Origin of the sequence: Prosthecobacter sp., assembly GCF_046154365.1 — a bacterium.
Classification (GTDB): domain Bacteria; phylum Verrucomicrobiota; class Verrucomicrobiia; order Verrucomicrobiales; family Verrucomicrobiaceae; genus Prosthecobacter.
This window is the reverse complement of the sequence record NZ_JBJXFV010000026.1, coordinates 70,698-97,139: the sequence shown is the minus strand read 5'-3', so window position 1 is coordinate 97,139 and position 26,442 is coordinate 70,698. Positions and strand designations below refer to the sequence as shown.

Genomic DNA, 26,442 nt, shown 5'->3' with positions numbered 1-26,442 from the left:
GACTTCGCCTCCGCCGCCTTCATCCCGGCAAGCTTCGCCTCAGCCACACGCGGATCAGGCGCGCCCATCTTCACCCACTCCGTGAGCGCCGCGATGGCGCTGTCCGGCAGCTTGCCACCTTTCTTCTGCGGCGGCATCGCGAGGTCTTCATCGTGATACCGCACTGCCTTGATCAGCAGAGATTCGTCCGGCTTTCCCGGCAGGATCGCCGGGCCAGAGTCGCCGCCCTTCTCCCAACCCGCCTTCGTATCCAAAGCGAGTCCGCCTTTGGTCTTCTCCGCGCTGTGGCACTCGTAGCAGTGCTCGACGAGCAGCGGACGAATCTTTGACTCAAAAAGCTCAGTCCCCGCTTCAGCAAAAGCAGCCGCAGGAACAGCGAGCAGGATGGCAAACCATCTTCTCATGCCTCCACCTCCATCGTTGGCAGCCACTCGCGCCAGCTCAGGATGTGCTGGCGCATGAGGCGTTCGCACTCGGTGGGTGACTCGGTCTTGAAAGCCTGCACCACACGTTGGTGACTGCTCACGGTCTCTGCACGGGTGCCGCGCGTCTGAAGTTGCTTTGAGCGATGCAGTCGTCCCAGCCAAAGCTCCAGCTCACTGCGCAGCGAATGCCAGAGCTTGAGCAGTCGGGCATTCCCCGATGCCTCCAGAATGATCTCGTGGAAGTCGAGATCCAGATGTGTGACCTGGAGCAACGTGGGTGCTTTGCTGGTGGCCTTGATGTTTTTCTCAAGTCGCGAGGAGTCTTCTCGCAAGGCTGGAGCAGCCAATCGCGCCGCCACCGGTTCCAACGCGAGACGCAGCACATACAGCTCTTCAAAATCGTGCGGCGCCAGGTCTTTGACATAGGCCCGCCCCGTCGTGCTGAACTCCACCAACCCCTCGCGCTCCAGAGTGAACAACGCCTCCCGCACCGGCACGCGGCTGAAGCCCAATCGCTGCGCGACGGCGGATTCCGCGAGCAAGTGCCCCGGCGCCACAAGCCCGCCGAGGATTTCCCGCCGCAGTCTCGCGGCGGCGGAATCGGAAAGTGATGATGGATGAGTGGATGTCTTCATTGAGTGTGTCGTTGCAGGTGACAATACGGTATACCGTCAACAATCCTTCAAAGGGTGTGATGTTGGGGGAAAAAGTTTGGCGTGGTTTCCTCGCGGATGCTCGGAGCGAGGCTGGGCGCGTTTTGCGGCCTGTTCTTGGCTGCGTTCAAAAGTCGCGGTGGTAGCCGGCGGTCCAACCACCATCGACGACGAGGATGTGGCCGGTGGTGAAGGTGTTCTCGGGGGCGGCGAGGAAGAGGGCGGCGACGGCGATTTCGTCAGGGGTGCCGGGGCGGCCGAGCGGGATGTGGTCGATCATGCGCTGCGCGTTTTCGTGGAAGAGGCTGCCTTCGGAGTAGAACAACTCGCGCGTGCCATCGGTCACGATGGAGCCGGGGGCGATGGCGTTGACGAGGATGCCGTCTTTGCCGAGCTCGATGGCCATGGCGCGGGTGAGGTTGTTGACGCCAGCTTTGGCGGCCGTGTAGGCGCATTGCAGCCGGAGCGGGACGACACCGGCGATGGATGAGATGTTGATGATGCGGCCGCTGCGTTGCGGGCGCATGATTTTCGCGGCGGCGCTGCTGACTTCGTAAAGGCCGGTGAGGTTCACGGCGAGGATGCGATCCCACTCCTCGCGCGGAAACTCATCAATGGTCACGCGGTGCGCGTGGGTGTTGATGCCTGCGTTGTTGACGACGATGTCGAGTCGTCCGCAGTGTTCGAGCACGGTGCGCATCGCGGCGTGGATCTGATCGGGTTTGGTGACGTCAAGCGCGAGGGCGCGACCGCCGCCTTTCGCTGCTGCTTCCTCGGCAGCGGCGTGACTGACGTCGGTGTAGAAAACGGTGGCTCCGTTCGCGGCGAAGCGATCGGCGATGGCTTTGCCGATGCCGGTGGCGGCTCCGGTGACGAGGGCGATTTGGTCTTTCAGATTGGCGTGCATAAGAAGATGTGGGGAGATGAGTCAGATGAGCCACGCGAAGGGTTCTTCGATGCGTTGGCGCAGGGTTTGGAGGAATCGGGCGGCGGGAGCGCCGTCGAGAATACGGTGGTCGAAAGTGAGGCTGAGGGCCATTTGCTGGCGGCTCGTGAGCGTGCCGTCATCGAGTGCGACGGGCTCCCGAATGATGGCGCCAAGGCCGAGGATGGCGGTCTCGGGAAAGTTGATGATCGGGGTGAAGGCTTCGATGCCGAAGTTGCCGAGGTTGGTGATGGTGAAGCAGCCGCCTTGCATGTCGGAGGTGCTCAATCGGCCGGCTCGTGCGGCTTCGATGAGCTGGCGAGACTGACTCGCGATGGCAGTGAGCGATGAAGTCCCAACGTCACGCAGCACTGGCACGAGCAAACCCGCATCCGTATCCACGGCGATGCCAATGTGGATCTGCTCTGGCATCAGCAAGCGATCGGTGTCCCACCGTGCGGTGAGCAAGGGATGCGCGATCAAGGCGCTCGCGGTGATCTTCGCGATGATGTCGGTGTAGCTTGGCAAGGCGCTGGCACCGGCAGCTTTGAGTTGCCCACGCAAGGTGACAATCTGTGTGGCATCACAGCGACAAGTGATGGTGACGGGCGCTGTGTTGTTCAGGCTGTTGACCATGCGGGTGGCAATGGTGCGGCGCATCGTGGTGATGGGAACCTCGCGCATGGAGGTGGGCATGGGCTTGGTGGAAGCTGCCAGCACATCGCGCTCGCGGATGCGTCCGCCTTTGCCGGTCGGTCCGAGCGTGGAGAGTTCGACCTGGTGCGCTTTGGCGGCGCGACGGGCGCGGGGGCTGGCGGGTGTCTCAGTGCGGGATTTTGTCGGCAGGAGAATGGGGGCAGGAGAATGAATGAGGTTCTTTGGTCCCGATTCGTCTGCCTTCTCTTCGGGCTGTCTAGATACAGGCGCGCTCTCGCCTTCGGCGAGCAAGTAGCCGAGCACGTGACCGACTTTGATGACGTCGCCCGGTTGGGGGCCGTCGAGCGGGATGCGCAAGATGCCGCTGTCGATGGCTTCGACCTCTTGCGCGGCTTTGTCACTTTCGAGCGTGAAGAGCGGTTCGCCTTCTTTGATGAAGTCGCCATCCTGCTTCAGCCATGCGAGGAACTTGCCTTCCTCCATGGACCAGCCGAGACGGGGTAATGTGATGTTAATGGGCATGGCGTTGTCTATTCAGCGCAAAGTTCGCGGATGGCTTGGGCAATGGATTCGACATTCGGCACCACCGCTGCCTCAAGTGTAGGACTGTAGGGCGTGGGTGAGGGCTTGCCGTTGAGACGGCGGATGGGGGCGTCGAGTTCGTCGAAGCCACGGTCGGCGAGTTGCGCGGCGATCTCGGCGCTGATGCCGCAGTGCGCGAAGTCTTCGTCCACGATCAAAATGCGGCCGGTCTTGGCCACCGATTGAATGATGGTGTCCACATCGAGAGGCGCGACGGTGCGTGGGTCGATGAGTTCGACGTTGATACCTTCTTTGGCGAGTGTCTCACACGCCGTGAGTGTTTTGTGAACCATCAGCGCGAGCGCAACGACGGTGATGTCGCTGCCTTCGCGCACGATAGCGGCCTGACCGAAGTCGATGAAGTATTCTTCTTCGGGCACGGGGCCTTTCACGGTCATGAGTTCGCGATGTTCGAGGAAGAGGACGGGATCATCGCAAGTAAGCGCGGTTTTGAGCAGGCCTTTCGCATCCCTCGGTGACGAAGGCACCACGACGCGCAGGCCAGGGAAATGCGCATACATCGAGTAGTAGCTGCCGCTGTGATGGGTGGCAGCGTTGTGCCCAATGCCAATGCAACCGCGCATCAGCACGGGCATCTTCAAGCGTCCGCTGCTCATGTATTGCATCTTGGCGATTTGATTGATGATCTCGCCGACGCTATCGAGCACGAAGTCGGCGAACATGAAGTCCACCACGGGTCGCGTGCCGGTCATCGCTGCGCCTCCTGCAAGTCCGACGAAACCACGCTCGCAGATCGGAGTATCGCGCAATCGTTCGGGGCCATGGATGGCAAACAAGCCACTGGTGGTGGCGAAGTTTCCGCCGCGCACGCCGATGCCTTCACCCATGACGAAGATCTTCGGATTGTGTGCCATCTCTTCGGTCAGCGCTTCGAGCGTGGCCTTCATGAAGGTCAACTCGCGAGTGCTGGCGCTTGAGGCAGGCACATCACGCAGTGGTCCGCTGCGTGGGGCTGCATAGACGTGCGTGGTGGCGCTCTCTGCGGTTGGGTAGGCGCTCTTTTCGGCAAACTCATGCGCTGACTCCGTGAGCGTGGCGACTTCCTGCTCGATGGCGTTGAGTTCGGCATCGGTCGCTAGTTTTTGGTCAAGCAAATGCTTCTTCAATCGAGCGATGGGACATTGTGCTTTCCACCGCTCTACATCTTCACGCGTGCGGTAAGTGAAATCTCCCATACCTTCGGCGTGCGCGCGGGTGCGGTAGGTTTTGCATTCGATGAGTGTGGGGCCTTCACCGTTGCGGGCACGCTTCACGGCCTCACCGGCAGCGGCTTCCACAGCGAGCACATCGTTGCCATCCACTTCAAAGCTTGCGATGCCATAAGCTGCTCCTCGGGCTGCTACGCTAGGATTGCCCGCAACACTGGAAAACGGAACCTCGGTGGCGAACTGGTTGTTCTCGCACACGAACAGCACAGGAAGCTTCCAGATGGTCGCCATGTTCAGGCCTTCGTGAAACGCGCCGTTGTTCGCCGCGCCATCGCCGAAGAAGGCGACCCCGACATTGCCGGTCTTCATGATCAAAGAGCTGTAGCCTGCGCCGGTGGCCTGCAGGATGCAGGGGCCAACGATGCCGCTGGTGCCCATCATGCCAATCTCCGGTGCAAACAGATGCATGGAGCCTCCACGACCGCGCGAGCAGCCGGTCTCGCGACCATAGAGTTCTGCCATGAGTTGGCGCGGTTCCATGCCTTTCGCGAGTGCATGACCGTGACCGCGATGCGTGCTGAAGACGGCGTCCGCTTCATGCAAATGCGCGCACACACCCGTGGCGATGGCTTCCTCGCCGACATAGGTGTGGCAGGCTCCGGGGATGAGCCCGCGCTGATGCGATTTTGCCAGGCGTTCCTCCACCATGCGGATCGTGAGCATGGTGCGGTAAAGTTGAAGGGGGGATGATTGGTTCGTGAGGGAACTCATGCTGATTTAGGTTTGAGACGTAGAAAGCTGATAATGACGCCGCCGACGATGAAGCAGGCGGCGAGGAAGTGAAGGCACTGCATTTCGCCGTAGCCGTGTGTGCGCAACCAGCCGGTGACGTGGTTGCCTGCGTAGCCGGCGAGATTCGCACCCATGTTGATTAGACCGGTGGCCACTGCAGCGGCTGAGGCGGTGAGCGTGAGCGATGGCAGCGTCCAAAACGGTGCGATCCAGAAGAACGCGCCCAGCGCGGTGAGGCAGAGCCAGATCATCTGTGTGCCGAAGGATTGTCCTGGAATCGTGCTGCACAGGAGGAAGATGCCGGTGGCGATCATGCCGCCCGCCGCGTGCCATTTGCGATCTCCCGTTCTGTCTGCGGTCTGGCCGGAGATGAGCACGCTGAGGATGCCGCAACTGTAGTAGAGGCCGCTGTAGAGCAGCGTCATTTGATCAGAGCCGCCAGAAAGATTCTTCACTGTGGTAGGCAACCAAAAACTGAGTGCGTAGCCGCCGCTGTTGCCCACCAGCACACCGATCACGAGCAGCCACACCGCAGGCAATCGCAGCGCCTGCCAGACGGATATTTTGCCAGTTGCTTCCTTTGCCGTCGCTTCAGCAGCGAGCACGCCTTCGAGATGATCGCGCTCGGCTTGAGTGAGCCACGTTGCATTTCGAGGTTGATCTGTGAGAAAGGCGAGAACGACAAAACCCAGCACCACCGCAGGCAGCCCCTCCACGATGAAAAGCCACTGCCAACCATCGAGTCCGAACCATTTAACATCCAGCAGCATCGACGACACCGGCGCGCCGAGCGCAAGACTGAACGGCACGGCCACAAGCAAGCCCGACAGTGCCCGCGAGCGATCATTCTGCGCAAACCAGTGCGTGAAATACACGATGATGCCGGGAAAAAATCCCGCCTCCGCCACGCCGAGAAAGAACCGAGCCCAGTAAAACTGCGAAGGAGTGTGCACGAAGGCCATCGCCGCCGAGATGAAGCCCCAGGTGATGAGAATTCGCGCGAACCACTTCCGCGCACTCCATCGCTCCACCAACAATGCACCGGGAATCTCCAGGAACAGATAACCGATGAAGAACACGCCAATGCCGAAGCCGAACACGTCCTCCGAAAACCCCAGTGCCTCGCCCATGCGCAGCTTGGCAAAGGCCACGTTCGCACGGTCGAGGTAGGAGATAATGTAGAGCAGGATGACCAAAGGCAGAACACGCCACGCGACCTTGCGGCGAAGAGCGATGGGATCGACGGCGGAGGAGGAGGTCATGGAGTGGTGGGTGGTTGGCGTGATGGCTCTCAGGACTATGCGTTCGACTCGGCCACGACGGGATTGGTGAGTGCGCCAATCTTTTCGATGTCGATGGTCACGGTGTCGCCGGGTTGGAGGAAAACGGGTGGTTTCATGGCGGCTCCGACGCCTTGCGGCGTGCCGGTGAGGATGACGGTGCCGGGCAGCAGCGTGGTGCTGCCGCTGAGGAACTCGATGAGTGTGGGCACGTCGAAGATCATGTCGTTCGTGTTCCAGTCCTGCATCGTTTTGCCGTTGAGGATGGTCTGGATACGCAGCGCGTTCGGATCAGCGATCTCGTCCTTGAGCACCAGACAGGGGCCAAGCGGCGCAAAGGTGTCGAAGGTCTTGCCACGGCACCATTGGCTGCCACCGCGCTTGATCTGCCAGTCGCGCGCGCTCACGTCATTGGCGCAGGTGTAGCCGAGCACATAATCAAGTGCGTTCGCTTTGGAGACGTTTTTGCAGGCCTTGGCGATGACGACAGCCAGCTCGCACTCATAGTCCACTTCATCGCTAGCGAGATGGCGTGGCAGGACAATGTCATCGCCGGGATTCTGCACCGCGCCTGGCGATTTCATGAAGAGCACCGGATACTGCGGGATGGCAGCGTTGCTCTCCTCCGCGTGCTTGCGGTAGTTCAGGCCGATGCAAAAGATGGCTGTGGGTGCCAGTGGCGCGAGGACCTTTCCCGGTGTGACGACTTCATCAGTGACGCTGAAGTCGCCGAAAAGATCGCCCTCGATGCGGCGGGCGGTGCCGTCGGGTTGAAGGGCTGCGTGCTGAATGGTGCCGTTGTTGGCTTGGTGGCGGATGATGCGCATGGTTGGTTGTGGGTGGGGGTGTGAAAGGCGTGGGTTCTATTTTCCGGTGGTGTAGCCGCCATCCACGGTCATGGCGCTGCCGGTGACAAAGGATGCCGCATCGCTGGCGAGATAGAGTGCGGCGGAAGCGATCTCAGAGGGCGCGGCCATGCGTTTCATGGCATGCGGAGCCTCCATCTGACGGAGATAGTCGTCGGGGTTTTCATACTGGCTCAGCATGGCATCGACAAAGGGCGTGCGAACGCGGCCGGGGCAGATGCAATTGATGCGCACGCCCGTGGTGCCGTGGTCCATGGCCATTGCGCGGGTCATGCCGACGACGGCGTGCTTCGTCGTCGTGTAGGCGAAGCGGGCTTCCATGCCCATGAGTCCGGCGATGGAGGCGATGTTGACGATGGAGCCGATGCCGCGCTTGATCATGCCGGGCAGCACCGCGCGCGAGAGATGATAGATGCCGACCACATTGATTTTCCACAGCCTGTCCAAATCGTCAGGCTTGGTGGTCAAAATGGTGCCGACATGCCCAACGCCCGCGTTGTTGACGAGCACATCGCAGCGTCCGCATTTCTCGGTGACCGTGCGCACAGCGGCAAGGCACGAGGACTCGTCACTGACATCCAGCACGAGCGATTCCGCGCGATGGCCTGCCTCGCGAATGCGTGCCGCAGTCTGCTGCGCGGCGGCTTCGTCGCGGTCGGAGGCAAAGACGAGCGCTCCGGCTTCGGCGAAGCATTCCGCGATGGCGGCGCCGATGCCGGAACCGGCTCCAGTGACGAGGGCGATTTTGTCAGTGAGGGTAATCATGGTTGGGGATGGATTTGAAGTTGTTCTGTGGCCTCGCGGCTGGTTTTCTCGAACAAGGCGGCATTGCCGGACTGCTTCAGGTCGTGGTCAAAGGTGGGGATCATCCGCCTCATGCGTTCCCTGCCCTCAGCGCTGGCCAGCAGATGCGGCAGGCAGGTCTGGACGACTTCGAGTGCGATGTTCACCGAGACCGATGCACCCGGCGACGCGCCCAGGAGCGCAGCGATCGAACGGTCTGCGGAGGAGAACACTTCGGTGCCGAAATGCACCGCGCCACGGTCCGCTTTCTTGATGGCCTGCACACGGATTCCTGCTTGCACTAGCCTCCAGTGTTCCGAGCTGGCATTGGGGTAAAACTCGCGCACGGCCTCCATGCGGCTCTCCATGCTTTGCAGGCCCTGGGTGATGAGATACTTCACCAGCGGGAGGTTGCGCATGCCGGTTTGCAGCAGTGCACCGAGATTGTTCGCGCGAATCGAGAGTGGCAGATCGCTCCACTGTCCATGTTTGAGGAAACGCGTCGTCCATGAAGCAAAAGGGCCGAAGAGAAGCTGGCGCTGACCGTTGAGCCTCCGCACATCGAGATGCCCCGCGCCGAGGCTGGGCGATGAGGGCGGCGTGGCACCATAAACCTTCGCCTCATGCCGTGCGCAGATCGAAGGCTCGTCGCACACCAGCCACTGGCCGCCGATGGGAAATCCGCCAAGACCAGAGACTTCAGCGAGACCGGTGGATTGCAGTAAAGGCAGGCTGCCACCGCCCGCGCCAACGAAGGCGAACTTCGCACGCTGCTTGCGCTCTTCACCGGAAGCCATGCATCGTAGATCGAGATGCCATTCACCCACACCGCGCTGGAGTTTCGTCACCTTCCATCCGGCGGCGATGCCACAATGCTCCTGCTGCGCCAGCCAGCCGCAAAGACGGCGGGCCAACAGACCATAGTCCACCTCGGTGCCGGCACCGGAGGTGGCCGCGACTGGACAAGCATCGCGTCCTTCCATCACCAGCGGAGCCCACTGCTGGATCATCGAAGAATCCATCGTGAACGTCATGCTGCGGAAGAAATGATGCTCCGCCATCGCGGTGTGGCGTGCGTGCAAGAAGTCCACATCTTCCCGCCCCTTCACGAAGCAGACATGCGGCACCGCATGGATGAAATCCGCAGCAGCTCCCACCATGCCTTCAGCAGTCGCGGAGCCCCAGAACTGCTTCGAGTGCTCGAACTGCTCAAAGATATGCAGCGCCCGGCGGATGGGCACGCCACCGCTTTCATCGCGTGCCGGGGTGTAGCTGAGTTCGCAAATACCGGCGTGGCCCGTGCCCGCGTTGTTCCAGCCATTCGAGGCTTCATGCGCGAGTTCACTCGTGATCTCAACCATCTGGATGCGGAGCTGCGGATCGAGTCGCTTGAGCATCACCGCCAGCGTCGCGGACATGATGCCACTGCCGACAAGCACGATGTCGGGAGCTTCGAGAATGCGGGCATCCATGTCCGGTGGTGTTGGCATCAGTTCAGGCGGCGGTTATCAGCACCAATGCGCGCCGATGGCCTCGACATGCACGGCATACAGACTGCGGCTGGCGGTCATGAAGAGGCGATTGCGGCGTGGACCGCCGAAGCACACATTGCTGCATACTTCCGGCAGCACGATTTGGCCGATGCGTTTGCCCTCGGGAGAAAAAATCTGCACGCCGTCGTAGCCTTCGCCCACCCAACCTGATCCGGCCCAGATGTTGCCGTCTTTGTCGCAACGAATGCCGTCCGCGAGTCCGGCGACCTCTTTGCCATTGAGGTCCATTTTCATGGAGCAATACTCTCGGCCGTTCTTCAGCTTCGCGCCGTCGATGTCCCAGACCTTGATGTTCTTCGGTGCCTCGGGGTAATGTGTCGCGCCAGTATCGGCCACATACACCTTCTTGTAGTCGGGCGAGAAACAGAGGCCGTTGGGCTTGAAGATTTCATCCGTGACCTTTTCCACCTTGCCGCTCGGATCGATGCGATAGACCGCTTCTTTGAGCAAGAGGTCGCCTTTGTTGCCCTCGTAGTTGCCGAGGCTTCCGTAGCCGGGATCGGTGAACCACACGCTGCCATCGGGATGCACGGAACCATCGTTGGGTGCGTTGAAGGGCTTGCCGTCAAACTTGTCGGCGAGGACGGTAAGGCTGTTGTCGGGCTCGTAGCGCACCACGCGACGGTTGCCGTGCTCGAAGGAAATCTGCCGTCCCTCGCGGTCAAAGGTGTTGCCATTGCTGTGGCCAGCGGGCTTGTGGATCGTCGTGACTTCGCCGTCATCCTGGAGCCAGCGATGCTGCACGTTGTTCGGGATGTCGCTCCACACAAGGTATTGGCCCCAACCGCTCCACGCAGGCCCTTCGGCCCAATACATGCCGGTGTGCAGCCTCTCGATGGGCGCGGAGCCAATCTTGTATTTCTCGAATGCCTTGTCGAGTGCGATGACATCCGGCTCGGGATAACGCACGGGTGCGGCGCCGGGGCCAAAATCACGGGCGAGGAGTGGTGCAGCGGCGAAAGAGCCGATGGAAGTAAGGAAGGAACGACGAGTGGTCATAGGTCGGGTGGATGGTGGTTGGTTGGAGTGATGGAGATCAAAGTATTCATGCCGCAGTCACGCCGTTGACGATGTTTGGCAGTGGCTCACCGCGAACAGCCATCAGCGCGATGCGTGCGGCTGTTTCACGCAGGGTCTTCACCGCTGGCGGACTCGCGGAGGCGATGTGCGCGGCGAGAATGACATTGGGCATCGTGCGAATCGCATGGTCGGCGGGAATTGGCTCGGGATCGAAGACGTCGAGCGCGGCACCGGCGAGATGACCGGATTGCAGCGCGTCCGTGATGGCGGCGCTGTCGGCGAGATCGCCACGGCCGACGTTGATGAAGATGGAGCCGAGTTTCATCTTCGCGAACACAGCGGCATTGAAGAGTTGCTTGGTCTTTGGTGTGGATGGGCAATGCGGCGAGACGATGTCGCTCTGTGTGAGCAGTTCGTCGAACGATGCAGCCGCCACGGCACCTGCTTTGGCGATCTCATCCGCCGCCACCACGGGATCAAACACCAACACACGAGCCTTGAAAGCGAGCAGACGCTTAACCACCTCACGACCGATGCGCCCAAAGCCGACGATGCCGATGGTGAGGTGCTTCAGCGATGCCATCGCGGTCAACGGTGTGGCGAGGCCCCACTTGCCCGCGCGAATGTCGAGCGCGTTCGGAACCACCTGCCGCGTGATGGCGAGGATGAAAGCCAGAGTATGATCCGCGACTTCATCAATGCAGTAGTCCGGGATGTTGCACACCGGAATGCCACGCTCGCGGGCGGCGGTGAAATCCACATTGTCGTAACCGATGCCGTAGCGCACGATGACCTTCGCCTTGGTCATCGCAGCAACGACTTCGGCGTTCACGGGAGCAAACTGCGCGATCACGGCATCGGCATCTCTCACGAGGTCAGCGAGTTCCGCGGGTGAACGCTTTTCTTTGAAGGAGACGATCTCGATCCCTGCGGGATGAAGCACAGCTTCCTCCAGGCTGAGATCAGGAAAGGTGTAGTCGGTGATGGCTATTTTGGGCATGGTCGTGTGTGTGAGGTTATTCGCCGATAACGCGGACGGTGGTGAGCGACTTGATGAGGCTGTGATCGTCCCATTTCCAGACGACGCGCTTCTCCTTGTCGTGCGTGACTTCGATGGCGTGCGCGCCGTGGCCTTCCTTGCCGCGCATGAAGTTGCCGATGAGCAGGTTTCCGTTCTTGAGCTGCTGAAGACTGGAGACCCAGGTGATGTTCAAATCAGGCGCATCCTTGTCGCTGAACTCCCACACGATCTGCTTGTCCGGTGTGACTTCGATCAAGCGTTTCTGCGTGCCGCAGCAGATGAGCGTGTTGCCATTGGCAAGCCGCTGCGCTTCGCCGGTGTTGGTGACGCCGGTGTATTCCCACACGACCTTGCCGCTCGGGTCCACCTCGCGCACCGCGCCCTCGCCTTCATGGGCGGCGAGGATGTTGCCGTTGGCAAGCTTGTGGACATTGCGCACCTGAAGGTGAGTTCCTTCAATGTTCGTCGTCAACGGCGTGACATGCACGATCTCACCCTTCGGATTCACTTCGACAGCCTGACACGGCCCCTGCTCTGCGACTAACGTGTTGCCATTCGCGAGCCGCTCACTGCCGAAGACCTGATGCGACTTGCTGACGTAATCGAACACTGTCTCACCGCGCGAAGTAATCTCGCGCACACCCGTGGGCTGTCCGCCGTAGCCGAAGAGGATGTTCCCATTTGGCAAGACATGGAAGATCACCGTGGTGCTCGGCGGCTTGAACTCCCAGACCATTTTTCCATCGGCATCGAGTTCGATTAAACGGTTTGGCCCTTTGCCATACTCGGTGAAGAGGAGACGGTGTTTGACCGGAGCATCTGCGGCAGTGCTTGGTGTGGTGAATGGCAAAGCGAGGGCTGCAATGCGAATGAGGTGTCGGGCAATGGAGTGCATGGTTGGTGGTTTCAGTTTTATCATATTCTTATCCCCATCATCCTCAGGACGCGGATGTGAAGCGTGATGGATGAACAGCCAGCTTTGACGTTGGATGCTCAAGGTGTGTGTTCGGTGAGGTTAGCGTTTTTGGGAAAGCAGGGGCGCCACCGCCCCGTAGCGCTGAACTCGACCAACCCTTCCCGCTCCAGCGCTAACAACGCCTCCCGCACCGGCACGCGGCTGACGCCCAATCGCTTCGCGACGGCGGATTCCGCGAGAAAGTGCCCTGGCGCCACAAGCCCGCTGAGGATTTCCTGCCGCAGTTGCGCAGCGGCAGAATCTGAAAGTGAGGCTACAGGAGTCGCGATGTTCATTGGGTATACCGTTGATAGGAATGAAACGGTATACCGTCAAGACTTCTTGCACACGTGCTAAACAAGCGAGTCAAGGAGTGACAGCGTCATCGCCGTCCGCCTGAGCCTCTGCTTTCAAGGCTGCTAGCACAGAGATTGCGATGACAAACCATGGTTTCATCTAGGGTCAGGATACTGGTTCAAGGTTTCTACTCGGGCTTCGCTCCTCCGCGAAACAGCTTGGTCGCTTCCACATCCTCCTTTTCCGGCGCGATCTTGCCGCCGGTGTGGGTCACGTTGGTCTTGGGCAGCACCGCTTTCACTTTCGCAAGGAAGGATGGGCTCACCCACTCCAACATCAGTTGCTTGAGCTTCGGCATCCGAGCCAACTCGGGAATCATGGCATCATCCATCTGATGCAGATTGATGTAGAAGGCTTCCAAGTCGGGATAGGCATCCGCCACGGCCTTCACGCCTACTGCGGTAATGGGGTTCGCCGTGTCGCGGGTGACATGCCGCAGGCGCAGGCTCTTGAGGTTCTTCAGGCCGCAGAGGATTTTGAGTCCTTCATCGCCAAACGTTGAACTGCCGACGTGGATGTCTTCCAGCGATTGCATCTTCGCCAGCTCGCGCAACATCGCGAGATTGCCGACATCGGTGTGGACGATGAGCAGTGTCATGAGCGTCTTCGCGGTCCCGAGTGCCTGCACCGCCGCGAGGTCGAGCTTCACGCCGTCGAGATGAATCGTCTTCACCGCCGGGTCGCCCGCGAGTTCCGCCAGCGATGCCGCATCCACGGGGCCGAGACGCTTGTGCCACGTCCCCGTTTCCGCATTCCAGTCGCCTTTGATGCGCGTGGCGACGGCTTGCGGGTCAGCGTGGAGAGATGTGGCGTCCAGTAGGATGAGCAGGAGAATTGAGGCGAGCGTTTTCATGAGTTGGAAGGGGATGTCGTGGTCATGGTGCATTGGGTGGGAACGCCGCCGGATCGAGGCCGATGGGTTTGCCGTCGGCGGCTTTGGCGAGCGGGCTGTCGGGGGCGGCGATGAAGTGGTGGGAATCGAGCGGCTGGATTTCCTGGCGCGTCTGGTGCAGCTCGTTGGCCAACCATTGGCCCTGCCAGGTGCGCTCGTTGTTGGCCGGGGTGTCTTTGTCGTAGCGCGGAGATAGTTCCTTCACGACGGGGATGCCGGGATTGCCGAACCGGGAGTGCTTTTCATTGCCGGTTTCGGTGCGGATCGTGGCGAGGGTGAAGTCCATGCCGTCATACGAGCCGGGCTTGGGCTGGCCGACTTTCTTTTCGCCGATGAACATGGTCTCGACGATGCCGCGCTCGCTTTCTGCAATGCGGTCGAAGTAGGCGTTGTGGTCGGAGACGAGATTGCGCAACTGCCGCGTGCGCATGAAGGCGCTGCTGCCCTTGGCGGGGATGACGGCGCAGAAAAGATTGTGCGTGACGGTGACGGGATCGTGCAGCGTGCCGGTGATGTCGGTCATCACGGAGAGGCCGCGGATGTTGTTGTTGTAGAAGACGCAGTGGCGCACCACGGAGCGCGGGCAGGTGTTGAGGGACATGCCTTCGCCCATGCCGAGGATCATGACGCAGTTCTCGACGAGGGCGTCGGAGCTGTCGCTCATGCCGAGGAAGACGTTCATGTAGCCGCTGAGCACGCGCCCGTCGTAAAAGCAGCGCCGCACGGTGTTGTGCGAGCCGCCGATGATGACGACGACGCTCTTGTGGCTCGACTCCTCGGAGAGGAAGTCGCGGAAGCGGAAGCCATCGAGCACGACGTGGCTTTTCTCTTTGATCAAAAAGGCGGTGGAGCGCAGACGGTCGCTGCCGGTGAGCCAGACGACGGCTCCCGGCGCGGTGCGGAAGGTAAGCGGCGCATCAGCGGCACCAGTGCCGCGCACGGTGACGGTTTCCTCGTAGGTGCCGCTGTGGACGAGCACGGTGTCACCGGCGACGGCCTGGGACGCGGCGTGATTGATGGTGCGCCACGCGCTGTCACGCGCGAGACCGGCGCGGGTGTCATTGCCATCTGGCGCGACGTGGAAGGTGCGCGGCGGTGTGGCGGTCGCGGGCGTGGTGAAGGTGATCGTTTCGGATTGCGCGGCACCGCCTGTGGCTTGGAGCGTGTCGCGATCCGTGGCGAAGACGGTGCGTGTCTCGCGGACGCCGGTAGTGAAGCGCGCGTGATAAGTAGCGCCCGCTTTCAAGCCGGTGAGGCTGACTGAATGGGTGATGCCGTCGAGCGCGGTGCGTTTCTGACCGAGCGCTGGCGAGTCGCCCCACTCCAGCGTGATCTCCACCGGCGCGGACGGTGTGCGGCATTCGAGATTCGCCGTGGTGGGCGTGGCGCTGTGCAGACGCGACTGTTCGACGGTTACGGGTTGCTCCACGGTCATGCGGCGAAACGGTCCAATGGCCGCCGCGAGCGGACCGCGCCCGACGAGTGACGAATCCGCGCGGAGCCGGACACCACCTCCGCCGGTCCCTTTGTCATCAAAGCCAGGCTCTGTGGTGAGGCTGTGCATGTCCATGCCGGTTTTCTGCCAGTCGGCGAGGATTACGTGTGATTGACCGGCAGCTTCGACGAGAGGCCCTGTTGCGGCGGCAGTGAAGTGATTCCGATCCGACCACAAGGTCGCGAGCGATGGCGCATCACACACGAGACGCGGTCCCGTGCCGTCGCCGAAAAGATTGCCCATCAGCGTGGCGTCGCCGCATTGCTCCAGCCGGACCACCGCGCCGCCGCTGCGCCCGAGGAAGCAATGCCGCAGGGTCAGCACGTTCACCTTCCTGGCGCTCAACCCATCGCTGCCGCTACCGCCGATCATGAGATGCGAGAGCGTGATGCCCGCGCCGTCCGCCGACTTCACGCCATGCTGCGCGAAGTTCCGCACCACGAGGCCCTCAACCTCGATGTGCGAGCGTCCGCTCAAGTCGATGCCCACAGGCAGCGTGCCTTTGCCATCGAGGATCACACGACCATCACCCCGCCGCACAAAGCGGATGGGATTTTCCGCCGTGCCGGACTGCACGGGCGCGAGCGCCTCCTCATACACGCCGGGCATGAGGTAGATCGTGTCGCCCGCCTTCGCGCGGGCGGCAGCGTGCTTGAGCGATTTCCACGGCTTCGAGGGCGAATGGCCGGGCGCACCGTCATTGCCCTCCGGCGAGACGAAAAACACCTCCTCGCGGAAGGGATTCGGTCCGGGGTCCGCGCCATTCAATCCTTTGCCTCGCTGCGGCGACTCCGGCAGCAGGCGGAAGTCGCCATTCACCGGATCGGCGAACTGCGCGGCCAGCTTCGCCGGGTTGGTGTATTGCACGCGCAGGTTCGAGGCGTCCTCCTGCTGGTAAAATCCCGGCTTCGGGCCCGTCGTGAGATTGCTCACCACGCGCACGTTTTTCGCGTCGCCCTTATCCATGAAACTTGCGCGGATGGCGATGTTGTCTTCCAGCAGATTCGTCTGTCCCTCGTTGCTGTAAAAAGTGATCTGGTCCTGGCTGCCGGTGGCGCTGTTGAAGCCTTCGATGCGATTGCGCCGGAAGACGCAGTCCTTCGCGCCCCAACCCAGAATTTGATTCGAGATGCCGATCGTTCGCGACGCATTGGCGAAGACAAAACAATCCTCGATCACCGAGTTCGCCGTGCCGGTCGTGAAGCAAAGGCCACCGCTGTTCAGATACGCCACGCAACGGCGCAGCGTGATGCTCTCGCACTTCCCGGCGATGATCCCCCAGCGCGTGCGCGAGCCGAGCAAGACCGAGGTGTCCGCATGCTGATAGCCAGTGAAGGCCAGCCCCTCGATGACGATGTGCGCGCAGTTCTCCAACGCCAGCCCATTGCCGTTCGTGATGGACACCATGAGCACTCCCGGAGGCCGCGCATCCGCCGTGCGCACGAGCAGGCGTCCTGTTTTGGCATCATGGAAGAACGCACCCGGCTTCGTGCCGATCTCCACCGCCGTCGCGGCGGGTTCGTAATGCGTCAGCGTGCGCGGATCGGCCACGCCCTGCGCGATCTTGTCAAAACTCGCCGCAAACACCCCGCCAAGTCCCGCCACTGCTTCCCATCCCGTCACCTCCACATCCCCGCGCAGCAGCACCGTGCCCGCACGCTGCGCCCGAATCGTGACTGGCGAGTCTTTGGTCCCCGCAAGCTTCTTCACCTCGACCGTCTCACGATACTCGCCCGGCAAAATCGTCAACGTGTCGCCCGCTTTCAGCATCGAGACGCCTTTGCCGGTGGTCGCAAACGCTGTTGCGGCGGAATTGCCAGCAGCGGCATCACTGCCACGCGCGGAGACGAAGTATTCGGCAGCGTGAGCGCAGAGCGAGGAGGCGGCGAGGATGAGCAGCAGGACGGCAGAGGAGAGGGGAGATTTCAGCATGGCAAAAGGAGATCGTCGTGAGGGCCAATCCTTAACGGCCACGGTGCTGTAAATCTACGTCCGAAGCGCAGGGCCCAATGCCACCGGTGGCGTGCGGAACCGCACGGTGTCGCGTCCCGCCGACTCGCGTCGCGTGCGAGGGAAGACTTGGGCGCGTGCGAGCCGTTCCGTGGCCGCGTGCAGCCGCACCTTGGCCCGGTGCAGCGCCGGGCTGCCGCGTGCGAGCGGAGGTTTCGGCTGGTTTCAGCGGCAGCTAGGTGCGTGTCAGCCGCGCCTTGGGAGCGTGCGAGGCGGGCCTTGCCCCGCGCCAGCCGCCCCTTGGCGCGTGCGAGTTCACCCTTGGGCCGTGTCAATCGCCCCTTGCGTGTGTGTCAGCCTGGGCTTGGGTGCGTGCGAGATGACCCTTGGAGCGTGTCAATCGGGCCTTGGCGCGTCTCAGAAGCCTTGGAATCAACGATTTACGTTAAAACCAGCCCGCCGTGCCTCCCATGGCCCCTGCTTTCGTTCATTCAGCCCCGAGAGCGTAGCCACGATCTTCATCGTCGCCATGCCCGCCCGCACCACTCGCTTGCGCATGCCCACGGCGATGCGGAGTCTCATGCAGACGATCATCGCCTTGCCGTCCATCGCCTCCACGCGCTTCTCGAAATGCGCCACCAGTTCGGAGGCCACGAGCGCGATGCGTTTCGGATTGCCCACCAACGCCTCCAGCGCGGCCCACTTCGTCTTGAGCATTTCCTTCTTCGTCAGCTCCTCGCCCACGGTGATTTCCTCAAATTTCGCGTCGAGCTTCGGCAACTCGGCGGCGTTCAGGATCAGCTTGGAAATCCGGCTCTCGTAAAAGAACGGCACCGTGGCCTTGTCGGCGACGGCGCGCTGGATGTCGTAGATGGAACTGAGTGGGGCGAGATGAACTGGAGCGAAGCGACATGCCCGAAGGGTGCGACCGAAAGGGCGCATCAAATGTAATCGCCAAAAACCGCTCGCGTGGTTCCGATTGGCTTGAATTCCTTGCTAATCGCCAGCCTCGCGCAGGACAGATGCCACATGCCCAAGTAGCGCACTGGCAATCGTCGGCATAATGTTTCCATCTAACCAACGACTTCTGAGTCGGCGCACTTCGGCTGAATGTTGGGCATCACTGGCAGGGTTAGCCGTAAGCGGGAAAGCTTTTGAAAGTGTGTGTGCGCTTACACGCTGTCGGAATCCAAACCGAAACCAAGCTAGCGTCTCCAAGGAATCACAGCCAAACCGAACGCACAACGGGAGAGCTTGGAGAGCCTGGGGTGGAGTGGTGGCCCCTTGAGCTTTCCATGCTTGTTCAAGGACCGCAACCAAGCACCCAGCGTCGCGCGCCAAGGGTTCGATTACTTCGCGAATGAATCCAAAGACACCAGGGATTGGATTAGCCTGAACGCGGTCAGTCGGAACAGGGCCAGGAATCTTTTCAGGACCATAGTATGCGAGAGCCAACTCGGCATACGTCCCTCCGGCCATGTAAGTAGCGGCAAGAGCTTGGAGCTCCAGCCAGTGCGTAGTCCACTCGGGCGGTGATGACCACGGCAGGTCTTCGACAGCAAGGTATGGCATTGCGCTGTCGCGTAGCCGGGTGAGCACCGTCGGAGTCTTCTGCGTATCGTCGGCGCAATACTCTTCTGCATATTTCGGCGGGAGGCGCCTGAGCACTCCAAAAAGAATTCCAAGCCATCCCACCACATCTAGGGTCTCTGCCGCTTCCCGCTCGATAAAGCCATGCTGTTGAAGTGCCGCCCACACACGGGAAGCACGAAATATGTCCACTCCAGCCTGCCTTGCGGCGGTATTCATCCAAGGCGGAATGCCCACCTGTTGAAGGAATTGGTCTTTGACGACCGCGAGACGATCCCGGATTCGCAGCGACTCTTCTGCGGTAAAAAGATTGCGCCGAAGGTAGCCGCCGAACGTGCGCCTCAGCACCTCACCAGCATGGTCGCCATCAAGTGGTTGTTCAGCGAGATGTGCCGTCAGTGTCAGTTCGGTGGCAGTCGCTCCATGGATTGGCGAGGCGCTGGCTAGCATTTTGTCGAAGAAATGGGTGACTGGACTGCCAATCACCACCCCAGCATCAGGCTGAGTGATTACCTTTGAAGCTTCGAGAGAACCCAGCGGCAGTGAAGGGTTATTGGCTGCCACGCCCACCGGCTTATCAGGCACGAGGACTGCGATGCCCTGGTTTGAAAAACTCGGACGCCCCGCTCTTCCAAACGCATTAAGAATCGCAGCGTCAACGCGCGAGCCAAGTCCGGGAACCTTGTCCGCGTCGCGCGGATCGCCCATAGTCGTGCCACTGACGACAACAGCGACAGCGGGCAAATTTAAGCCTTGGGCCAAGGTGCCCGTTGCAAACATCAGTTTCGCAAAGCCCTTCTGGAACATACGCTCTGCCGCCGCTTGTTCGACCTGTAGCATGGCACTGGTATGAACCGCAACACCTCTGCGCAGGAGGGGGCGGAGTTCCGTTTGAACGCCCAGCTCTGCGTCAGCAATTGCCAGCCATGCTTCTACCACAGGAAGCAGTTCCTCACCTACGCCAACGCGCCCTGGTATCTCACCCGTTACCTGCCGTGCGAGGCTGAATGGGTGATGTCGGCTGGACAAAATAAAGCCGATCGTGGGCACTCCTTTGACGGCCAACTGCTCTGCAAAGATTCGGGTTACTGGGTTCTTCCAACTGGGCATGTTTGCTTGAATTCCCATCGGAGTGGCAGTTGCCTCGGCTTCTACTGAAGTGCCAAGTAGCGAAAGCCGGTAGTCCTGTGCACTGGGGTCAAGTGTCCATGGCCCTGACAATCCCGCAAGAAGCGCAAGCGGTGTGTCGAAGGCCATGTTTTTGCGAGGGCGTTTCTTAGCAAGTGATGCCTTCCGCACCTGCTCGAGGTTTGCTTTCGCAATATCAAATGGAGCCTTCCATCCATCACTATCATACACAACCATTCCACGTAGCGTTCGTGTCGGACGCCACTTTGTTACGCTCGGTCGAGCGTCATGATTGCGAGCTGTGTGTAGCCAGTCTGCAAGCTGTTCAGGATTGCTTACCATTGCCGACATGAGGAGGAAGTGCATTGCCGGAGCTAAGTGGAACAGCTGCGCCATCAACACGTCTGCGGTAATCCCACGCTGCTCATCGTTTAGCAGGTGGCACTCGTCGAACACGCAAAGCGAGCAACCCGCGAGAACATTCGGGTTAAGGCGAAGGGCAAGCGCGCATTTTTCTGGTGTCATTACCGCAACAAAGCGCCCCTGAGCGGTGCCAAAGCCTTCCTCCTCCAGCCCGGTGTATTCACCACTGCCGATAAAGGCTAACACCTGAACACTGCTGAACGGTTTCAGAGCAGCCTCAAGGTCACGTCGGATTTGATGCACAAGCGCATTTGTCGGAGCAAGATACAGGACACCGCCACTGCTCAACGCATGCACTATCCCCAGTTCAGCGACGAAACTCTTTCCGCTGCCAGTCGGCATGGCTATGACGGAGTCGCGGAAAGGCCCCGGCAAGCACTGCTGAACATACTCCATGGCCGATGGCCAGAGAAATGGCCTACCACCATGGTCCCGCGTTCCCCGAACTCTTCGTATCACATACGCGCGAAACTGAGAGAGAAACTCTTGATCCAGCGTCGGAGGAAGCGGCAGAACATGCGCAACACTGCGCGTGGCAGTTTGATCGAATGCCGCGCCGAGCAGTGAAGCAAGGTGGTGCATGTCGGCAAACTCGATACTGGCAAAAACTCCTCTCGGGGCAGTTGCACGCCGGACTTTCTCAACTAATGCACGAGCCTGCTCTCGGCGGCCCGCCGCTTCACCGCCAAGCCATGCCAAAAAGTCAACGAGTGCGCTGGCAAGGTGATGGTAAATCCACGTCCGCATCTCCTCGGTCAACTCTGTGAAGAGTTGCGCCGGGCCACCTTGAAGAGGTATCGATTGGCCAACCAAATTAGTTCCAACCCGGCCGGAACAGAAGTCTATCAATCGCTGTCGGAGGACTTCCGCATTGTGAAGTCTTGCATCTCGAACCGATTGAACCGGCCGTTGAACAACCGGCGGAATGTCGCGAACAAGTGCGACTGCATTGATGTCGTAGCCGCCAATCAGGTAAAGCAGTGCGGCCTCAATGGCGACGTTCGTTGCAGTTTCCTGCATCGCATCTGGGAGAATCCCTTGGTAAGCGCCAGTTTCGGCTTCGTCAGCAGTCACATCAACAGTTGGAGCCGGGAGCATCTGCGAGAGCAGAGCGAGTGCTTCTGCCGCAACAAAGGCGCACGCTTCCTCGACGCGAGGTTCGCTTTCAACACCGTGAAGTCGGTCAAATACCGCAGCACTCTCCAGCGCGTCCGCCATTCGCCTCAACAACGAGCGAATCTTTTCCAATTCGGTTGCGCTGGAGGCGCTCGATGGAAGTCCGAGTTTTGATTGTATAACGGACAAGTAAGCTGCGGAAAGTGCTCGGCGACACTCGACGCGGTCTAAGCCCGGCAATCCCGGGAGCATATCGAGCAGTTGGCGTGCGTGGGCGTCGAACATGGTCGTTAGAGGCTGGCCACAAACGCCATCATATCTGAAGTGATGCCATTAAAGAAGGCGTCGAAACCAGCCACTTCGTGCGGCATGATTATGATGCCTTGCGGATTCGTAAACACTGGATTATTCGGCGTTTTAAGCAAATCGGAAAGAGCTGGTATGGGCTGTGTCCAATCCTCGGTATGCGCAGCATCGTAATGAATGTTTGGAATATACCAACGGCGCTCCTGCCAGAGCTGTGCGGAAATCTCCTTTTGATCAGGGGCTGAGCATTCAGCCCGCATGCGAAGCACTGCTTCGCGAACCTTTTTGCGATATGTGCCACTGTTAATCTTTTGAAAATACTTGGCGGCACGTTTGACCGCCACAGATGGCGTTGTGCGATAGGCTTTCGTTTCAACAATGGATAGTCCTATGCCATTCTGGGAGCGATAGAGCGCCGCAAGATCAATGCCCTCCTCTGTTGTGTCCAAATGAGGTAGACTGAGGGCGAATAGCGAACCGGGTGGATGGGAGCCTGGATTATTTATCGAAACGGCAAGGCAAAGATGCCAAATCCCTTCTGCGATCCAAGGGTCCCGCTTCTTTTTCACTTGATCATCAGTTAGCCCCATCCCGTTCACGCCGATAATGTCTTCAACATTTTGTCTGACCTCCGCTAAACCGGAGGGACCTACAAGATCGGTGCGAATGGCCAAAACGGCGTTCACCGCCATCACGCACAGACCAACCAGATATTCTGCTATTGCTCGCCGCACCGCAGGCGTCTGATTCCAACCGGTTACTACAAGCAGTTCGTGATTGGGCGTTATGGTGCGCTGGAACTGTAATGTTTGGCCGAGCAGAGAGAGCGCGTCGCCTACTGCTGCATCAATTTTTTGCGCAGTCGATGGAGCTAGTGGTGGAACACCATTCATGTCAGTTAAGGCCGAGCTGTTGGTGTCTTGCGTCTCGCTCGTTTGGCGGTTCTACGGGAATCTGCGTGCTGTAGAAGAGCTGGCCGGGGAGGGCGACCATGCAGTCCACGAGGTCGGCCTTGATGAGGGCGCGGTGGATGTTGCGTTGCCTTGGCAGGCTCTGCGGTTTGGCCTTCGGCTTTGAAGATGCGCTCCGCGCAGGGCAGTCGCCGGACTGGTTGGAGGACATGCTGCCATTGGCGAGGCCGAAGCCGACGCGGAGGCCTGGATGGACGTCGCGGTTCGAGGAAGCTTCCTTGCTGAATTGCGAGATGAGAGTCTGCATGTTCTGTTTCGGTTCGCCCATTCGTCCTCCTTGCCGCTGGCGCGAATGCTTCTCAAGCACGGCCTTCATTCATCGGCGCGTGCGCCGGAACGCGGGGCGTCCCGGCGCTGCGCAGGGGAAGCGGCGGGCCTTACTTCGGCGGCGCGGGCGGTGGGGTGCCGCCGTTGTCCTTTTTCTTCTCGCGCTTAGGGGCGCGCTCGATGTGGCTGGCGCTGTCCCAGGCGCGGAGTTTGTCGGGGTTGCGGGCGTATTTGTTGCGCATGATGGCGTCGAGCTGGGTGACCTCTGCCATGCCGGCCTTGATGAGGCGGCCCACGGCGGCGGTGCTGGAGACGCCGTCCTGGTCGTCGGATTCCATGTCGTCGTCGGCACCGCGAATGGCGGTGAGGTCGTCCTGCAAGTCCTGCACGAAGTCGGCGGGCATTTCGTAGGCGATGAACTTGGCGGGGATGCCGGGCAGGGCGAGTGCGAGCACGACGGCGTCGGCGGCGGTGAGGAGGGCGGTCTGGCTGGGGCTGTCGGGCAGGCGGTAGCTGTCAGCGAAGCCGGGCTGGGCGGCGTCAATGGCGCGGGCGGTGCGGGCGATGTTTTGCAGGTCGAGGCGGAGGGCGTCGAGCAGGACGGACTTCGCGGTGGCGGTGCCGCCATCCTGCCCGGCCTTGGCGGTGTCGAGGTCGGTGATGACCTGCGCGAGGGTGGTGAAGTGTCCGGCGGCCTTGCCGCCTGCGGCGAAGTCGGCGGTGTTGTCTTTTCCAAATGTCTGGACGCGGCCAAACATGTCGTAACGGCGGTTTTCTCGGTCGTTCATGGTGTGTGAGGTGGTGTGTGTTTTGGGTTGGGTGAACTTCTCTCGAATTTCGCGCCGAGACTAACGGGTGGGTTGCGTTTTGTAAACAGGCTCGCTGAGTGGTTAGGCGGGCTGGTTCTACGTGCAGCGAGGGAGCAGCAGGGTGAGGAGTGGGAGGGTGGGTTTCACGGCTTGGGGGATGGTTTTGCCGTGGCGGTGAAGGCGCGCAGGTAATCTGCGGCCTCGGGTGTGGACCACTTGAGAAGCTGATTGCTGCGGTAGGCGTTTTCGCTGACTTCGGCGAGTGTGGCGGTGGTGAATTGCGCCTTGGGGAACTCGGTTTTGAGTCGCGCAAGGTCGGCGGGAAGGATGAGCGTCTTCACGAGCGAGATGGCTTCGACCTGGCTGGCAAGGGGCTTGAGATGATTGAAGCCGTCCTCCCATTTCACGAAGGTCTCGTGCATGGCCACGCGCCTGAGCCGTGGCAGTGTGGCGAGCGTCACATAGGTGGCCGGACCGATTTGCGGACGGCCTGCGGTGTCAAACTGCACATCTTCCAGCATCGCATGGCCCTTGAGGTGCGCCGTGCCTTCGTCGGTCACGAGGCTGTGGAAGATGTGAATCTTTTTCAACGACGGGAGCTGCGCCGCCGCCGCCATGCCTGCGTTGCTGAAGGCGTGGCCGATGCCGAGTTCTTCGAGCTTTCCGTCCTTCAAGGCGATGATGCCGGTGCCGTCGTATTGCTCTTTGGGCACGGGGCTTTTCGGCACGGGCGTGTTGTGGTCGATGCGGATGACGCGCAGCTCCGGCATCGCGGCAATCCACCCGAAGGCTTCGTTGCACAACGTCGGCCCGTTGCCGAGCAAACCCACCACGCGTCCCTGCGCGTCGTGATGCGCATACAGCACGCGTCGCGACGCCATGCCGTCGGACTTCGCGCTGAATTTCACGCGGCCTGCGGATGCCCGAGGCGCGTTCTGTCCCGGCGGCTCCGCCACGGGTGGCGCGTCCAGTTTCTCCCGCTCCGCGATCTTCCTAACGATGGCGAGGTCGTCGGGGAGCAAAGGAAGGTCTGCGGAGATGGCAGGGTGCAGGGCCAGCAGGAGGAAAATGCCGGGCATGCATGGAGACGGGAGTTTCATCTCATGCGAGCCCTTTGAGGGTGTTTTTGTAACCGGCGAAGGTTTCCACCGGGGCACCGGCGGCCTTGAGCATGGCGAGGTGGAGCTCGGCGGTGGCGACTGAGGCGAGGGGCCACTTGTCCTGGTCGTAGCGGGGGTTTTCGCAAAACTTGAGGTGCTGGCCTTGCTTCAATCCACCGCCATGACCGGCGAGCAGCAGCGGGTAGTTGCCGCCCCAGTGCTGGCCGTCGGTCATGCTGTCGCCGGTGAGGATGAGGGAGCTGTCGAGCAGGCTCCGGCCTTCCGGGTCTTTGCTGGCGGCAAGGGTGTCGAGGAAGCCACCGAGCTGGGTCATGCTCCACTCGTTGATTTTCGCCATCTGGTCGAGCTTCTCCGGGTTGCGGTTGTGGTGGCTGATGGGATGCCAGTCTTCCACGACACCGGGGATAAAATCATAGCTCCCGCCGGGTCCGTCGCCCGCGAGTGCGACGACGCGGGTGAGGTCGGCCTCGAAGGCGAGCGCGATGAGCTTGTAGATGGCCGGCATCCACTCCTCCTTGCTCTTGTCGGCGGTGGGCGCGGGCGCTTTGGCGCTGGTCTTCACTGGCGGGACATCGGCCCACTGCAAATCACGCGCGATGCCGGTCTCCAGCTCGCGGACGGAGGTGAGGTATTGGTCGAGCTTTTCCTTGTCGGGCTTGCCGAGTTTGCGTTCGAGGTCCTGGCGGCTTTCAGTGACGAGGTCGAGGACGCTCTGGTTGAGGGCGGCGTTGCGTTTGAACGCGGCAAGCTCGGCGGGCCGTTTGGCGGCAAAGAGTTGCTGAAAGAGCTTCGCCGGTCCGTCGATGGTGGGCAGCGGTGTGCCGGATTCCGACCACGAGAGAATGTGGAAGCCGGGCTTGTAGAGGCCGAGTTGCAGGGACGGGAAACGCGTGTCGCCACCGAGGTGTTTTGCGGCGATCTGATCCACGGAGCTGTGGGTCTTGATGTCCGCCGGTCCGCTGCCGGTGATGGTGCGCTGGCAGGTGAGCCAGTGGAGTGCGCCGTTGTGGCCGAACTCCCGCCCGCCGCCGTAATCCAGCTCCGGGTAGTTGCGCGTGCCGGAGATGGCGGTGAAGTGCTGCCGGTGCCTCTCCAGCGGCTTCAAGGCGCGCGAGAGCGTGTAGTCCGGCCCCGCATCCACGGGGAACCACGCGTCCATGTTCGTCGCGGTGCCGACCCAGTGCCACATGAGGCGCACGGGTGGCTTGGCGGCTTTTTGCGCGGCTCGGGAAAGCGGCGTCATGGCTTCGAGGAAGGGCAGGCCGATGATGGCTCCGAGGCCACGCAGGGCCTCACGACGGTTGAGATGCCAGGATTTGTTCATGGTGTATTGGAT

At 60.9% G+C, this 26,442-nt stretch carries 20 protein-coding genes and 2 pseudogenes; all 22 read right to left on the bottom strand.

Going from position 1 to position 26,442, the window contains the following annotated elements; all coding sequences use genetic code 11:
- On the bottom strand, positions 1-404 hold a 404-nt coding region (locus tag ACKVY0_RS03665), incomplete at its 3' end, for a c-type cytochrome domain-containing protein (protein WP_409213437.1).
- Entirely contained in the window at positions 401-1,060 is a 660-nt protein-coding gene (locus ACKVY0_RS03660) for a GntR family transcriptional regulator (protein ID WP_409213436.1), read from the bottom strand. The genes ACKVY0_RS03665 and ACKVY0_RS03660, both read right to left, overlap by 4 nt.
- A gap of 145 nt (positions 1,061-1,205) precedes the next feature.
- The gene (locus ACKVY0_RS03655; protein WP_409213435.1) at positions 1,206-1,985 is read right to left on the bottom strand and encodes an SDR family NAD(P)-dependent oxidoreductase; all 780 of its coding nucleotides are present in this window, start codon (positions 1,983-1,985) and stop codon (positions 1,206-1,208) included.
- A 21-nt stretch (positions 1,986-2,006) separates the two neighbouring features.
- Complete coding sequence (locus ACKVY0_RS03650) at positions 2,007-3,182, bottom strand: dihydrolipoamide acetyltransferase family protein (RefSeq protein ID WP_409213434.1); 1,176 nt, start codon at positions 3,180-3,182, stop codon at positions 2,007-2,009.
- Positions 3,183-3,190: 8 nt separating this feature from the next.
- On the bottom strand, positions 3,191-5,134 hold the full coding sequence (locus ACKVY0_RS03645; RefSeq protein WP_409213433.1) for a pyruvate dehydrogenase complex E1 component subunit beta: 1,944 nt from the start codon (positions 5,132-5,134) through the stop codon (positions 3,191-3,193).
- Between the two features lie 44 nt (positions 5,135-5,178).
- Complete coding sequence (locus tag ACKVY0_RS03640) at positions 5,179-6,465, bottom strand: MFS transporter (protein ID WP_409213432.1); 1,287 nt, start codon at positions 6,463-6,465, stop codon at positions 5,179-5,181.
- A gap of 35 nt (positions 6,466-6,500) precedes the next feature.
- Positions 6,501-7,310 carry a fumarylacetoacetate hydrolase family protein gene (locus tag ACKVY0_RS03635; RefSeq protein ID WP_409213431.1) on the bottom strand — a complete coding sequence of 270 codons (810 nt, stop codon included), beginning with the start codon at positions 7,308-7,310 and terminating at the stop codon, positions 6,501-6,503.
- A 36-nt stretch (positions 7,311-7,346) separates the two neighbouring features.
- Complete coding sequence (locus tag ACKVY0_RS03630; RefSeq protein ID WP_409213430.1) at positions 7,347-8,114, bottom strand: SDR family NAD(P)-dependent oxidoreductase; 768 nt, start codon at positions 8,112-8,114, stop codon at positions 7,347-7,349.
- Positions 8,111-9,622: a malate:quinone oxidoreductase gene (locus tag ACKVY0_RS03625; RefSeq protein ID WP_409213429.1), complete on the bottom strand. Its 1,512-nt coding sequence runs from the start codon at positions 9,620-9,622 to the stop codon at positions 8,111-8,113. The genes ACKVY0_RS03630 and ACKVY0_RS03625 overlap by 4 nt, the downstream gene beginning before the upstream one ends.
- An 18-nt stretch (positions 9,623-9,640) precedes the next feature.
- A complete protein-coding gene (locus ACKVY0_RS03620) occupies positions 9,641-10,684 on the bottom strand; it encodes an SMP-30/gluconolactonase/LRE family protein (RefSeq protein ID WP_409213428.1) in 1,044 nt (347 codons plus the stop codon).
- A 46-nt stretch (positions 10,685-10,730) separates the two neighbouring features.
- Positions 10,731-11,705, bottom strand: a complete 975-nt coding sequence (locus ACKVY0_RS03615; protein ID WP_409213427.1) for a C-terminal binding protein — start codon at positions 11,703-11,705, stop codon at positions 10,731-10,733.
- 16 nt (positions 11,706-11,721) lie between these two features.
- Entirely contained in the window at positions 11,722-12,621 is a 900-nt protein-coding gene (locus tag ACKVY0_RS03610) for a hypothetical protein (protein WP_409213426.1), read from the bottom strand.
- A gap of 98 nt (positions 12,622-12,719) precedes the next feature.
- Entirely contained in the window at positions 12,720-12,977 is a 258-nt protein-coding gene (locus tag ACKVY0_RS03605) for a GntR family transcriptional regulator (RefSeq protein ID WP_409213425.1), read from the bottom strand.
- Positions 12,978-13,165: 188 nt separating this feature from the next.
- Positions 13,166-13,891: a hypothetical protein gene (locus ACKVY0_RS03600; RefSeq protein ID WP_409213424.1), complete on the bottom strand. Its 726-nt coding sequence runs from the start codon at positions 13,889-13,891 to the stop codon at positions 13,166-13,168.
- Between the two features lie 22 nt (positions 13,892-13,913).
- Positions 13,914-17,357, bottom strand: coding sequence for a right-handed parallel beta-helix repeat-containing protein (locus tag ACKVY0_RS03595; protein WP_409213423.1), 3,444 nt, complete (start codon positions 17,355-17,357; stop codon positions 13,914-13,916).
- Between the two features lie 555 nt (positions 17,358-17,912).
- A pseudogene (locus tag ACKVY0_RS03590) lies at positions 17,913-18,251 on the bottom strand (type I restriction endonuclease subunit R); the annotation flags it as partial.
- Positions 18,252-18,371: 120 nt separating this feature from the next.
- The gene (locus ACKVY0_RS03585; protein ID WP_409213422.1) at positions 18,372-21,821 is read right to left on the bottom strand and encodes a DEAD/DEAH box helicase; all 3,450 of its coding nucleotides are present in this window, start codon (positions 21,819-21,821) and stop codon (positions 18,372-18,374) included.
- 101 nt (positions 21,822-21,922) lie between these two features.
- Positions 21,923-22,831, bottom strand: coding sequence for a hypothetical protein (locus ACKVY0_RS03580; RefSeq protein WP_409213421.1), 909 nt, complete (start codon positions 22,829-22,831; stop codon positions 21,923-21,925).
- Positions 22,832-22,883: 52 nt separating this feature from the next.
- Positions 22,884-22,970, bottom strand: a pseudogene (locus tag ACKVY0_RS03575) (N-6 DNA methylase); the annotation flags it as partial.
- Positions 22,971-23,286: 316 nt separating this feature from the next.
- Positions 23,287-23,964 carry a hypothetical protein gene (locus ACKVY0_RS03570; RefSeq protein ID WP_409213420.1) on the bottom strand — a complete coding sequence of 226 codons (678 nt, stop codon included), beginning with the start codon at positions 23,962-23,964 and terminating at the stop codon, positions 23,287-23,289.
- Positions 23,965-24,128: 164 nt separating this feature from the next.
- Positions 24,129-25,064, bottom strand: coding sequence for a hypothetical protein (locus ACKVY0_RS03565; RefSeq protein ID WP_409213419.1), 936 nt, complete (start codon positions 25,062-25,064; stop codon positions 24,129-24,131).
- 22 nt (positions 25,065-25,086) lie between these two features.
- Positions 25,087-26,430: a DUF1552 domain-containing protein gene (locus ACKVY0_RS03560; protein WP_409213418.1), complete on the bottom strand. Its 1,344-nt coding sequence runs from the start codon at positions 26,428-26,430 to the stop codon at positions 25,087-25,089.
- Positions 26,431-26,442: the final 12 nt, after the last annotated feature.

Coding starts and splice junctions, on each gene's coding strand:
- ACKVY0_RS03660 (WP_409213436.1), bottom strand. CDS start 1,060: ATGAAGACATCCACTCATCCATCATCACTTTCCGATTCCGCCGCCGCG.
- ACKVY0_RS03655 (WP_409213435.1), bottom strand. CDS start 1,985: ATGCACGCCAATCTGAAAGACCAAATCGCCCTCGTCACCGGAGCCGCC.
- ACKVY0_RS03650 (WP_409213434.1), bottom strand. CDS start 3,182: ATGCCCATTAACATCACATTACCCCGTCTCGGCTGGTCCATGGAGGAA.
- ACKVY0_RS03645 (WP_409213433.1), bottom strand. CDS start 5,134: ATGCTCACGATCCGCATGGTGGAGGAACGCCTGGCAAAATCGCATCAG.
- ACKVY0_RS03640 (WP_409213432.1), bottom strand. CDS start 6,465: ATGACCTCCTCCTCCGCCGTCGATCCCATCGCTCTTCGCCGCAAGGTC.
- ACKVY0_RS03635 (WP_409213431.1), bottom strand. CDS start 7,310: ATGCGCATCATCCGCCACCAAGCCAACAACGGCACCATTCAGCACGCA.
- ACKVY0_RS03630 (WP_409213430.1), bottom strand. CDS start 8,114: ATGATTACCCTCACTGACAAAATCGCCCTCGTCACTGGAGCCGGTTCC.
- ACKVY0_RS03625 (WP_409213429.1), bottom strand. CDS start 9,622: ATGCCAACACCACCGGACATGGATGCCCGCATTCTCGAAGCTCCCGAC.
- ACKVY0_RS03620 (WP_409213428.1), bottom strand. CDS start 10,684: ATGACCACTCGTCGTTCCTTCCTTACTTCCATCGGCTCTTTCGCCGCT.
- ACKVY0_RS03615 (WP_409213427.1), bottom strand. CDS start 11,705: ATGCCCAAAATAGCCATCACCGACTACACCTTTCCTGATCTCAGCCTG.
- ACKVY0_RS03610 (WP_409213426.1), bottom strand. CDS start 12,621: ATGCACTCCATTGCCCGACACCTCATTCGCATTGCAGCCCTCGCTTTG.
- ACKVY0_RS03605 (WP_409213425.1), bottom strand. CDS start 12,977: ATGAACATCGCGACTCCTGTAGCCTCACTTTCAGATTCTGCCGCTGCG.
- ACKVY0_RS03600 (WP_409213424.1), bottom strand. CDS start 13,891: ATGAAAACGCTCGCCTCAATTCTCCTGCTCATCCTACTGGACGCCACA.
- ACKVY0_RS03595 (WP_409213423.1), bottom strand. CDS start 17,357: ATGCTGAAATCTCCCCTCTCCTCTGCCGTCCTGCTGCTCATCCTCGCC.
- ACKVY0_RS03580 (WP_409213421.1), bottom strand. CDS start 22,831: ATGAATGGTGTTCCACCACTAGCTCCATCGACTGCGCAAAAAATTGAT.
- ACKVY0_RS03570 (WP_409213420.1), bottom strand. CDS start 23,964: ATGAACGACCGAGAAAACCGCCGTTACGACATGTTTGGCCGCGTCCAG.
- ACKVY0_RS03565 (WP_409213419.1), bottom strand. CDS start 25,064: ATGCCCGGCATTTTCCTCCTGCTGGCCCTGCACCCTGCCATCTCCGCA.
- ACKVY0_RS03560 (WP_409213418.1), bottom strand. CDS start 26,430: ATGAACAAATCCTGGCATCTCAACCGTCGTGAGGCCCTGCGTGGCCTC.